This window comes from Mammaliicoccus sp. P-M59, assembly GCF_022386135.1.
GTDB lineage: Bacteria > Bacillota > Bacilli > Staphylococcales > Staphylococcaceae > Mammaliicoccus > Mammaliicoccus sciuri_A.
The window spans coordinates 88,513-100,902 of the sequence record NZ_JAJNJJ010000010.1 but is presented as its reverse complement, the minus strand read 5'-3'; the positions used below and the strand labels follow the sequence as shown (position 1 = coordinate 100,902).

The window sequence follows — 12,390 nt, the reverse complement described above, 5'->3', positions numbered from 1 at the left end:
CCTTCGGTATAGGACCAGGTAGATTGAATAAATTCACGATTCAAAAGTTTGCGCTAGGCTTAGCTAAATATTTAACGCATATTTCAAATACGCCTAAAATCGTGATTCATTTTGATACACGTCATTTATCTAAAGAATTTGCGAAAGAAATCGCGAAAGTATTAGGTACTAATGGTATTGAAGTTATCTTGCCAGAAACATACAAATCAACACCAGAACTGTCATTCGCAGTACGACACTTGAAAACAACAGCGGGTATTATGATTACGGCAAGCCATAACCCTAAGAATTATAATGGAATTAAAGTATATGGTTCAGATGGTGGCCAGTTATTAACTGAGCCTTCATTAGAATTAAGTCGATATATTGATACAGTAGAAGACCTATTAAATATACAAGCAGACGACTTTGAAGCGTTACAAGAACGTAAACTGATTTTACCATTTAAAGATGAAACAACTAAAGCTTATCAAGCAGCGGTTAAAAATCTTGTTGGTTCATTTGAATCAGCTGAAACAAAAACAATTTTAACAAGTTTACATGGTACAAGTCTGCCTTTATTGTCTGATGTGCTTGAAGATTTGTCATATACAAACTATGTTGTTGAAGAAAAACAATCTACACCTAACGGTGATTTTCCAACAGTGCGTATAGCCAATCCAGAGGAAGCAGATACGTTTGATTTAAGTAAACAACTAGCTGAGAAAGAACAGGCTCAACTTATTATCGCAACTGATCCAGATGCCGACAGAATCGGTATTGTTGAACGTTATGAAGATGGGACAACAAGATATTTCAATGGTAATGAGATTGGACTATTACTCATTAAACTAAGACATGCGCAATTAACAAGTGATGTACATAAATACATGATTAAATCTGTCGTAACAGGTGCTTTAAGTGAAAAATTAGCACAATCATTGAACATTGAAGTCATCAATGTATTAACAGGTTTCAAATACATCTCAGAACAATTAAAGCAATTAGAAGAAAAACAATCACAACTAGTCTTAGCTTTCGAAGAAAGCCATGGTTATTTAGTAGAAGACTTCTCAAGAGATAAAGATGCCATACAAACAGCAGCACTATTGATTAAATATAAAGAACAATTGTCACAAGATAATCAAACTTTCAAAGATGTTTTAGACAATATTTATCAAGAACTAGGACAGTATAAAGATAAGACACTCTCACCAACATTTGCAGGTGCAGAAGGACGAGAAAAAATCCAACAAATTATGAATGACTTTAAACAGTTAGAAACAATTGAGTTAGACAATTTAACACCATTGTATATAGAAAACTACATCACACAAGAATCTCATAATATACAAAGTGGTGAAACAAGCACTATTCAGTTACCGCAAACAGATCTTATCAAATTTATTTTTGAAGAAGGATTTATAGCGGTTAGACCATCAGGAACAGAACCAAAAATGAAACTGTATTTCTCATTGAATGTAGAGAAGTTGAACGATGTGATAGAGTTATTTAGGGAAAAGTTTAATTTAAAATAATTCATTATGTAAAAAAGCAACCTTCAATAAGTAGGTTGTTTTTTGTATACTATTAAATTTTGTAAAACTAGATTTGTAATTATTATACTTTTTTATTAGTTAAGATGAATAGTTTAATTGATTTAAAAACGTTGAATTGTAATATTAAAAATAAAATGTTGAAAATCAAATTTACAAATGTAATATTTTGTAGTTTAATAATAATATTGATGTTTACAAAGGGGAGAGGTCGAGCATTGAAGAATATAGTTCTGGTAGTGGTTATTTTTTGTCTCACAATAATGTCTGCAGTCTTAATGATAACAACAGACAATGAAGCTAAAGATAGTAAAAAGACAAAAAAAGAAAAAACGGAACAGACGACTAAGAAAAAAGAACAACAGCCGAAGAAACAAGATAAAGCAATCAATATAAAGAATCAAGAAGAACTAGCTGAAATTATTTACAGTAAACAAGATGAGCAAACAAAGATGAACGCATATAATGAAGCAATCAAAAAAGGGATATTACCACGAAGTCATAGTTATCAAGAAGCGATTTATGCATATGAAGAATCAGTATGGTTGAAGAAAAATTCTGGAGATAATTAGTACACTAAAATAGTTATTAGCTAATAGAAATAAATGTATTGTTGCGCAATTAGTATAGATAAGGAGATATATAATGAATGAATTAACAGTTATTGTCACATATTATAATGAGGAAGAGTATATTCGAGAATGTATTAGAAGTCTTAAAAATCAAAGAAACCAAGACTTTAATGTGATTATTGTTAATGATGGCTCAGAAGATAAAACGACTGAAATATTATTAGAAGAGTTAGAAACTTATGATAAAGAAGTACAAATTATTAATTTTGAAAAAAACCAAGGTCATGCAAAAGCAAGAAATAAAGCAATTGAGAATGTAAATACTGATTACTTTATGTTTTTAGATGCTGATGATCAACTTGCCTCTTATGCAATTGGTTATTACTTAAAGAATATTGATGGACTAGATGCTTTAATTGCACCAATTTATAAATTTACACTTCGAAAGCCACAATTCATTAACCAGAATATAGTTAAAGTGAGAAGACTGAATTATGAAACAAATGCTAATTCGTTCTTGAGAAAGAATTCAGCTTGTAACATTTTATTTAAAACAAGTATTGCTAAAAAATATAATGTCAAATTTAATGAAGAACTAGAAATTTATACTGATAATTCATTCCTTATCGACTACGCTTCTCATGTAGATGAATTCGTGAGAGTATTTAACTTCCCATTTTATTATCGTGGTGAAGTTTATGATCCGTTTAAAACACAAGTATTAACTGAACAAGAATTTGATAAATTATTTGTTGATTATGCGAAAAGTTTCTTTGATTCATTGAAGAGAAATAAAAATAAAATTCATAGAAAATTTTTATTAGATAAAATGAAAATAAAGATTATAAAAGAGTTTAATCCTGGTCAAAGGGACATTCAATCTCGATATCAAAAACATGGAGAACTTCTAAGTAGAATAGCAAAAGAATTGAAATCACCTAATTTAAATGAGGGTAAATACTTATTCCAAATAGAAATGTTCTTATTACGTATGAAAAAACCAGAACTTGCTTTGAAAGTTAATAAATTCAGAAAGTATTCAAGACATTTTAAAAGTATCCTTCTTAGAACAAAAAATAAAAATAAAGCTATTTATTCCTTATTTGATAATGAATCAAATGTTGATGATAATGTAGTTGTATTTGAAGCCTTTGGAGGTAAAAACTATAGTGATAGCCCGAAATATATCTATGAATATATGCTAGAAAATTATCCGGAAAATCAGTATGTTTGGATACTAAAAAAACCAAGTCAATCTGATATACCAGGAAACCCATTAAAAATTAAAAAGGGTTCTTTAGAATACTATAAAGCATATTCTAAAGCTAAAGTTTGGGTTAATAATGCGAGATTACCACTAACTTTAAATAAAAAAGAGAATCAAAAATATATTCAAACTTGGCATGGTACACCACTAAAAAAATTAGCTAACGATATGAAGGTTGTAAGAATGCCAAGTACAACAACACCACAATATAAAAGGAATTTCCATATGGAAACTTCTAGATGGGATTATTTAGTATCCCCTAACCGTTATTCTTCAGAAATCTTTGAATCAGCCTTTTGGATGGATGAAGAAAGAGTACTTGAAATCGGTTATCCAAGAAATGACATTCTAGTTACACATGCAAATGATGAAGAATTCATTTCTAAAATAAGAGAAAATGTGAATATACCAGAAGGTAAGAAAGTCTTAATGTATGCACCAACTTGGAGAGATGATGAGTTTATTAAGAAAGGTCAATATTTATTTGAGTTAAAAATCAACTTGCAAAACCTTTATGAAAGTATTGGTGAAGAATATGTTATCTTGTTAAGAATGCATTACTTAATATCAAATGCTATAGATTTATCTGGATATGAAAACTTTGCTATAGATGTTTCAGATTATGATGATATTTCAGAATTATATCTTATTACGGATGCCTTAATAACAGATTATTCATCAGTAATGTTTGATTATGGCGTTTTAAAAAGACCACAATTCTTCTTTGCATATGATATTGAAAAATATGATAAAGATTTAAGAGGATTTTACTTAGATTATGTTAATGACTTGCCAGGACCAATTTTTGAAGATCCGTTTGATTTAGCTGATAGTTTGAAAGATATAGATTTAATTAAAGAATCTTATCAAGATAAAATTGATGAATTCTATGAACGATTCTGTAGCTTAGAACAAGGGGAATCATCTAAGTATATTGGTGAATTAATTAATAAAGAAATAAATAATAAATAATGATCTTATAATAAAGAATTTACAATTTTATTAACTATCCATCGTAAAGTTTGGATTAATATTATAATTACACAACCAGTAATAGCCCAACCACATATTTGATTGGGCTATTACTTTTCTTCCAATGTGAGATATGATTACATTTGGAAGAGGAAGTTAATCTATAAATATTAAAATATGAAGAAATCTAATAATTAAATTAGAATTAGTTCTTTATATATTTAAATCAAAACTTATTAAGGATTGTTATTAAAAGCACCGTCAACATTAATATCTTTCATTTCTTGAACTTCTTGTTCATTATTTAGTGTAAAGACATGAACTTTTAAGCCGTGTTTATGTACTTTTTCTACTAATTCTTCATTAACAATATCTTTATTGAAACCAAGTCCATATGTGAATTCAGATAGTCTTTCCAATTCTTTGTCGTTTAATTTTTTTACATCTTTATCATCTATCAGATGAATTAACGGTATATTTTCGTTTAATTTATGTATATTTTGTAGACTAGTCTCGGAGAAAGATTGAATAATTAAGTTGCCTTTTTTCAAACTTTCTTTTTTAAGCAAACCATTATTTTCTAAATCTTTTATTAGTTTTTTATCCATCCCTGGATACATATCTGGATGTTTAGTTTCAATATAGAAATTAGTTTTATCTTTATATTTATTTAAAATATCATTTAATTCTGGTACTTTTTCATTCTTATATTTTTTATCAAACCAGGATCCAGCATCTAAGCTTTTTATTTCTTTTAAAGTTTTATCTTTAACTAATCCAGTACCATTTGTAGTTCTATCTACTTTATTATCATGCATTGCGATTAACTTTTTATCTTTAGTCATTTGTAAATCTAACTCTGTATAATCTGCATTTTGTTTTATGGCTTTATCATAAGATGCATATGTATGTTCTGGTTTTGAACCACTTGCGCCTCTGTGCGCTATGTTTAAATAGTCTTTATCTAAAGTGCTGTTCCCACACCCAACTAATAATATACAATTTAATATACTAATACCTATTAATTTCTTCATGTTCTTCACCTACAAGTTTATTTTCTATTTATTATAGTATCATTTATTTACATAAAGATACCTTGTTTATTAAGTATAGTCACTTATAATTATAGAGATAATTGACCGCTTTTTATATAATTCTTTCTATAAGAATTCCCCAATATGTTAAGCTATAACAAACATTTCTTTTTTAGTACGACGTGAGAGATATAAAGCTTAATACTAAAATGGGAGTTGGGATATTTATGGCTTATTTGTTTGATAAGGGGAGGTTTGTTTCGAAGGATCGTAATAAACCTAAAGAAATCTATGCGCTTCATGAGCCTATTGATTTTATGAATCAAAAGCGTATTCAAATTGATACGGGTAGTGATTCGAATTTTATTCAGTTAGCTAGACAGGATCGTAAACTACATGAAATGTATAAAGAAATCTTGGCTAATGATTATATTTTGTATTTTCATCAAAAGACGATTTCTAAGTTCTATAAGCGTTCTGATGTTCAAGAATTATTTCAGAGAAAAGATTTAATTAGACATAAGGATATTTTCTATACGTTAGATGAGCCGGTTGGTAGGAAGGTAAATGATGAGGTGCCTAAGAAGTTGCTTGTTATTTTTACTTGTATGCCAGATGCTAAGCGATATGATAGTTCGTTGATTCCGAACAGGATGTTTCCTAAGTTCTTTGATGGTATTGAAAGAAGTCTCGTGAAGAATGTTTATACTCTAAGAATAATGGATTTAAATGTATCACATGGTTCGCATTATATTAGTACGACGAATTATCCTGAATATGAGGAGGAAATTCAAAGTACGATTTTAAAGGTGATGGAAGAACTTAATATTGATAAAGAGCATGTTGTACTTTACGGTGGTTCTAAAGGCGGTACGGGTGCGATTTATCACGGTACGGCGCTGGATATGAATACTTTAGCAGTAGATCCAATTGTGAATATTGGTGGTGCGTTAGAGCAGAAAGATAGAAGGTTCTTAAAGGATTTGAGAAATGACGATTTAGTGCCTCAAATTAATCAGCATTTAGATGATAGCAATGAACATACGAAATACGTGATATGTAGTGAAAATGTTGAACTTTATTATAAACAGACAGATCGTATTGATGCATCTAAGATTTACAAAATCAACTTACCAGATAAACATATTACGTCACATCCTGAAGTTTCAAGAAATAGCGTACCGGAACAATTAACCATCTTAAATAATTTCTTTGCAACACATATTTAAAGGTTAGCTCACACGAGCTAACCTTTTTTGATGTTATCTTATTCCTCAACGCCTAATTCTTTCTTTGCCATCTTCTCATATGCCGCTTCTCCTGAAGCAAGTGCAAATTCAGCGATAAACATGGGAAATGACAAAAAAATTTTAATAATTATTAGAATTTTTGCACAAAGTATTTGTTTATTTTAGGGAGATCTGATATTACATTATATTCGTCACAACTATTAATTGATTTCAATAAAATTTGGGGAAAATATATTGATAAATCTTGTGCATTTAGTTTTCTATACTAAATCACATTGTATTTTATGTAAAAATACATGATAATAATTAATATAAGCTAAGAATTGGGAGAGAATCGATGATAAAAAGAATAAAAATTGAAAATTTTAAATGTTTTAAAGGAACGTTTACATTAGATTTTAAAAATGGAATTAACATTTTAGTTGGAAATAATGAAGCTGGAAAATCTACCATTCTTGAGGCAATACATCTAGCTCTAACCGGTATATTTAGAGGGAAGAATATCAAAGGTAACTTAACTCAATATTTATTTAATTATGAAGTTATAAAAGAGTATATTGAAAAAGTTAATAATGGTGAAAGTTCAATACCACCCTATATTTTGATTGAGTTATATTTAGATGATAGCCAACCTATTCTAGAAGGTGACAAATTTTCAGAAAAAAATTTTACGGGAAAAGCAAGTGGAATTGCTTTAAAAATTGCCTTAGATGAAAAATATAATGAAGAGTATAAATCATTAATTGAAATGGGTAAATTAGAAAGTCTTCCAATTGAATATTACGATATAGAGTGGTACTCATTTGCTAGAAAAGCATTGACTTCTAGGAGTATCCCAATTAAATCATCATTTATTGATGTAGGGTTTAGTAAATTTTATAATGGATCAGATATATATATATCTAGAATTGTCCAAAATATTTTAGAAACTGATGAAAAAACTAAGGTAGCACAAGCTTATAGAAAAGTTAAAGAAATCTTTTCAAAGGATAAATCGATTGCAGAAATTAATTCAAAGATAACTAATATTTCCAAATTAAGTGATAAAAATATTGAATTAACAGTAGATTTAGGTTCTGGTTCAACTTGGGATGGCAGTTTAATAACACAGCTAGATAATATTCCTTTTGATTTTATAGGAAAAGGTGAACAATCTATTATAAAAACTGATTTAGCTTTATCTAACAAAAGAGCAGAAGCTTCCTCAATTATCCTAATTGAAGAACCAGAATGTCATATAAGTCATACACGTCTAAATCATTTGTTAAATAGTATTAAAGACAATTATCATGATAAGCAGATTATACTGTCTACTCATAGTAGTTTTGTTTCAAATAAATTAGGTTTAGATAATCTTATTTTATTAAACCAACAACGGACAGTTAAATTTGAGAATTTAAATGCTAAAAAATTTTTTGAAAAAGTATCAGGATATGACACTCTAAGGTTAATCTTATCTAAGAAAGCCATATTAGTAGAAGGAGATTCTGATGAGTTAGTACTTCAAAGAGCATATCGGGATAAAAATAATAATAAATTGCCAATCGAAGATGAGGTTGAAATTATATCTGTTGGGACATCTTTCTTAAGGTTCCTAGAAATTGCTGAACATTTAAAAATTCCTGTAAAAGTTGTTACAGACAACGATGGAAATCTTGAGGCTCTAGAAAAAAAATATGCTGAATATTTGGGTGATAAGAGAAAAGAAAATATTGAAATTTGCTATGATGAAAACGTACATACTGGTCCTCTAACTACAGGAAATAATGAAAAACCTTTTAATTATAATACACTAGAGCCAGCCTTGTTGCGTGCAAACAGTTTAAATATACTAAATTCTATATTTAATACTAAATATGAGAATGAAGATGATTTATTGAAATACATGAAATCACACAAAACTGACTGTGCATTAGAAATATTTTTATCTACCAATCAGATATGTTACCCAGAATTTATTGAAAGGGCATTAAAATGAAAAATAATCTTTTAGTTGCTTCGGCTGGAGCAGGCAAAACAACTCATATAGTAAAGGAAGCTATCCAGTGTAAAGAAAGCGTTCTAATTACTACTTTTACTGAAGAAAATGAAAAAGAAATTAGGAATAAATTTTTTGAATTGAATAATGGAGTAATACCACATAATGTAACAATAAAAACATGGTTTTCATTTTTAATAGAACATGGTGCAAAACCGTATCAAGGAAAACTAACTGAGAAAAAAATAAATGGTTTGTTGTTGGTGAATAATAAATCGGGATTAAAGTATGCCGGGAAGAATAAAGTTTATTATAAAGAAACAGAAGTTGAAAAACATTACTTTTCAAGAGAGTTTCAAATTTATTCTGATAAACTTTCAAAATTTGTAGTTCGTTGTAATGAAAAAAGCAATGGTTTAGTAATTGAACGGATGGCTTCATTATTTAAATTTATTTATATAGACGAAGTACAAGATATGGCTGGGTATGATTTAGAAATAATAAAACTCTTATTCCAAACTGAATCGATAATTAAAATTGCTGGTGACCCTAGGCAAGTGACTTATCACACACATAATCCTGAAAAATATAAAAAATATACTAATGGTAAAATACAGGAATTTATTGAAAAAGAATGTAAATCAATAATTTGTAATATTGATACTGTTACTCTTAAAGATAGTTGGCGTAATAACCAAGATATTTGTGAATATGCTAACCGATTATTTCCTAAATATCCATCTTGTAAATCACTTCATAATGTAGTTACGGGACATGATGGAATTTTCCTAGTGAAAGAAAAAGATGTTGAACGATATTTAGAAGAATATTCCCCTACACAACTAAGATATTCAAGAAAGAAGAAAGTGAATCTTAATTATGAAGTAAAAAATTATGGAGAAACTAAAGGGTTAACTCGTGATAGAGTATTGATATACCCTACTGCCAAAATAACAGACTGGGTTTTAAATAATAAGGAACTTGATAATTTTGATGTTAGGTGCAAATTTTATGTTGCAATTACAAGAGCTAGATATAGTGTAGGGATTGTATGTGATAATAATATTAAAACAGAATCACTAAACATTTATAAATAATAATTCTTATAAACTAATTTTAACGTCATTTGAATGGTATATTTGGATAAATAACTTTTTTGAGTATTAAAATTAGGATTGAACTGTATTATAAACAGACAGATCGTATTGATGCATCTAAGATTTACAAAATCAACTTACCAGATAAACATATTACGTCACATCCTGAAGTTTCAAGAAATAGCGTACCAGAACAATTAACCATCTTAAATAATTTCTTTGCAACACATATATAAAGGTTAGCTCATACGAGCTAACCTTTTTTAATGTTATCTTACTCATCAACGCATAATTCTTTCTTTGCCATCTTCTCATATGCCGCTTCTCCTGAAGCAAGTGCAAATTCAGCGATAAACAAAGGAAACACTGCATTCAATTCAATAATATGTTCTTTCATATGTGGCCATGTCGTTCCACCAGCTTTATCATAAGCTTCTATTAGCTCATCTAGCCCTTCATCCCCAAATACACGATGATGTCCCATGAAATCATTTGACGGGTCTGCATGACTGGCTTCTGTCCAATCTATCAAACCTGTCACATTTGCTTCTTTATCCACCATAATATGTCCTGGATGCAAGTCTCCATGTATCATCGTGACATGATTTGGCCAGAGCTCATCATTCTCTAACCATGTTTGCCATCTATTCCATAAGTCAGGGGAGACACCGAACGTTTCTTTCACTTTATGCATACGTTCTTGATAATCTTCTTTGACTTGTTGAATTGTTGTCGTCTTAATTTCACTTGAAGCGAGCTCTTCGTTTGTTATTCGATGTAAATCGACGAGTACTTCTGCCAATGTATCAATAAAATTCTGAGGTACGGGTTTATGTTCAATTTCCCATACATATTGTTGTAATTCAGGATCAATTGTAGCTGCAGGTACACCTGTTAGTTTAGGATATGCAATTAGTGTTTCTTTATGAATTTGCCAGTTAGGGACTTCAAATGGTACATGTTGTTGTATGAAGTCTACGGTTTCTTTTTCTGAGCCTGTTCGCGCATACACTTCTGGTCTTCTAGGTATACGTAATACCCATTCAACACCATGTCTATCTTCAGCAAATGCTACTTGAAAATCAAGTCCTGATTCATTTATCGAAATTGATTCAGGTTGAATATCTAAACCACATTGTGAGGCAATCGTGACAATGTTTTCATGTTGTGTCATATTGAGCGCTCCTTAAAGGTTATTTTTATATTTCTCGCTTTTTAGCCAATTTCTCCGTATTTCATCTTATAAGATACATAACCTGCTTTATAAAAGTATTTTTGTTTTTCCGCTTCTTTGTAATCTAGAAGTCCTAATGCACGAATTACATTAAATGCAAAGTCTACTGCACTAGATCCGTTTGCTGTGACAAGGTTCTTATCAACGACACTATCTTCATTCATAAAGTCTAATGCGTTTGTATAGGCTTTGTAGTTTTTTTCGGTCGTCCATTGGTTTAAATCATTTCCTGTATGTTTATATCCCGTAAGTAATCCATTTCTTGCAAAGAAGTCAACGGCTGCACATATTGCGCCTACAACGATATTGTTATCTAAAGATATTTTAATAAGTTGCACGAGTTGTTCATTTTCAATTTGTGACCAATTGTTACCGCCAATGATAATTAAAGCATCGTAAGGATCTTTAATGTTATCTATTGTATAGTCAACGATTGTCTTCAATTGCCCGATAGATGTAACAGTTGACTCACCTAATGATACTGTATCGATTTCAAATCCGTGTGACATAGCGAGTTCAGCAGCAACGTAACTGACTTCCCAATCTGCATATGCTTCTGTAAGAACGATTAGCGCTTTTTTCATAAAAATAACACCCCTTGTTAAATTTATTTAAAGATTATTTTTATCATGATACAAAGGCATCTCATATGCAAATGATAACTAATAGTATTTGTGGTATGATGTAATAAATGATAACGTTTCTCAATTAAAGAAGAGATATAACGGGAGTGAAAAGTTATGCAAGTTGTACAAAAATTTTTATGGAATGATCGATTCGTAACGGTGGCTATGCCAGTTGGTTATGATGAACAAAATCCTAAACCATTCAAGACAGTAATCGTTCAAGATGGGGATTATATATTTAATAAACTGATAGAAGATAAGCCACGAGATATTATGTATGTCGGTATTGAACCGGTTGATAGAAATAGGGAATATACACCATGGGAAGAGCAAGTCGATCAAGCACATTATGCGGGAGAAGCTGATCAATATTTAGATATGTTGGAATTTGAATTAATACCATTTCTTAAAGAACATTATCATATCTTTGATGAAGCGGAATATTTAGCAATCGGTGGTGGGTCATTCGGCGCGTTAGTGTCATTATATGCATTATTAACAAGACCGCACTTATTCGGTAGTTATATCTTAATGTCTGCTTCTATGTGGTATCCGAACTTTTTAGATTTCATTAAAAATAGCAAACCGATAGAATATCCACGTCATATTTATTGGTATGTAGGAGAGCAAGAAGGAGTAGAATATCCTAATATATTAAAATGGATGGTACCGAATACGTATGAAGCGGTTGAATTAGTGAAAGAGAAGCTGGTCAATGATGATTCGACTTTAACGTTTATAACAGATAAAGAAGGCATTCATAGACATGAATACTTTGAAAAATATTTCGACAAAGCAATTCATACGTTGTTTTAGATGTAATTA

General features: G+C 29.9%; 11 protein-coding genes. 8 read left to right on the top strand and 3 right to left on the bottom strand.

Annotation, left to right across the window (positions count from 1 at the left end):
• From LQ617_RS14220 to LQ617_RS14210, 3 genes are all read left to right on the top strand, one after another.
• Window positions 1-1,517 (top strand): phospho-sugar mutase (locus tag LQ617_RS14220; RefSeq protein ID WP_239740655.1); only part of this gene is annotated, 1,517 nt, incomplete at its 5' end.
• 281 nt (window positions 1,518-1,798) lie between these two features.
• The gene (locus tag LQ617_RS14215) at window positions 1,799-2,107 is read left to right on the top strand and encodes a hypothetical protein (protein ID WP_239740654.1); all 309 of its coding nucleotides are present in this window, start codon (window positions 1,799-1,801) and stop codon (window positions 2,105-2,107) included.
• Between the two features lie 73 nt (window positions 2,108-2,180).
• The gene (locus tag LQ617_RS14210) at window positions 2,181-4,346 is read left to right on the top strand and encodes a bifunctional glycosyltransferase/CDP-glycerol:glycerophosphate glycerophosphotransferase (protein WP_126477281.1); all 2,166 of its coding nucleotides are present in this window, start codon (window positions 2,181-2,183) and stop codon (window positions 4,344-4,346) included.
• Between the two features lie 236 nt (window positions 4,347-4,582).
• On the opposite strand, the gene LQ617_RS14205 is transcribed toward LQ617_RS14210, so the two are convergent.
• Window positions 4,583-5,380, bottom strand: a complete 798-nt coding sequence (locus tag LQ617_RS14205; RefSeq protein ID WP_239740653.1) for a glycerophosphodiester phosphodiesterase family protein — start codon at window positions 5,378-5,380, stop codon at window positions 4,583-4,585.
• Between the two features lie 227 nt (window positions 5,381-5,607).
• On the opposite strand from LQ617_RS14205, the gene LQ617_RS14200 reads away from it, so the two are divergent.
• The 4 genes from LQ617_RS14200 to LQ617_RS14185 all read left to right on the top strand — a co-directional run bounded on the left by LQ617_RS14200 (window position 5,608) and on the right by LQ617_RS14185 (window position 9,941).
• Complete coding sequence (locus LQ617_RS14200) at window positions 5,608-6,609, top strand: accessory Sec system protein Asp2 (RefSeq protein WP_239740652.1); 1,002 nt, start codon at window positions 5,608-5,610, stop codon at window positions 6,607-6,609.
• 358 nt (window positions 6,610-6,967) lie between these two features.
• Window positions 6,968-8,608 carry an ATP-dependent nuclease gene (locus tag LQ617_RS14195; RefSeq protein WP_239740651.1) on the top strand — a complete coding sequence of 547 codons (1,641 nt, stop codon included), beginning with the start codon at window positions 6,968-6,970 and terminating at the stop codon, window positions 8,606-8,608.
• Window positions 8,605-9,705: a UvrD-helicase domain-containing protein gene (locus LQ617_RS14190; RefSeq protein ID WP_239740650.1), complete on the top strand. Its 1,101-nt coding sequence runs from the start codon at window positions 8,605-8,607 to the stop codon at window positions 9,703-9,705. Before LQ617_RS14195 ends, LQ617_RS14190 begins: the two co-directional genes overlap by 4 nt.
• A gap of 59 nt (window positions 9,706-9,764) precedes the next feature.
• Complete coding sequence (locus LQ617_RS14185; RefSeq protein ID WP_239740649.1) at window positions 9,765-9,941, top strand: hypothetical protein; 177 nt, start codon at window positions 9,765-9,767, stop codon at window positions 9,939-9,941.
• 38 nt (window positions 9,942-9,979) lie between these two features.
• Here the strand turns inward: LQ617_RS14185 and LQ617_RS14180 are convergent, their stop codons facing one another.
• Both LQ617_RS14180 and LQ617_RS14175 read right to left on the bottom strand, forming a co-directional pair.
• Window positions 9,980-10,879, bottom strand: coding sequence for a macrolide 2'-phosphotransferase (locus tag LQ617_RS14180; protein WP_239740648.1), 900 nt, complete (start codon window positions 10,877-10,879; stop codon window positions 9,980-9,982).
• 41 nt (window positions 10,880-10,920) lie between these two features.
• Window positions 10,921-11,523: a DJ-1/PfpI family protein gene (locus tag LQ617_RS14175; protein ID WP_239740647.1), complete on the bottom strand. Its 603-nt coding sequence runs from the start codon at window positions 11,521-11,523 to the stop codon at window positions 10,921-10,923.
• A gap of 156 nt (window positions 11,524-11,679) precedes the next feature.
• Here LQ617_RS14175 and LQ617_RS14170 point away from each other — a divergent pair, with 156 nt between their 5' ends.
• Window positions 11,680-12,381, top strand: coding sequence for an alpha/beta hydrolase (locus LQ617_RS14170; protein ID WP_159316382.1), 702 nt, complete (start codon window positions 11,680-11,682; stop codon window positions 12,379-12,381).
• Window positions 12,382-12,390 lie beyond the last annotated feature (9 nt).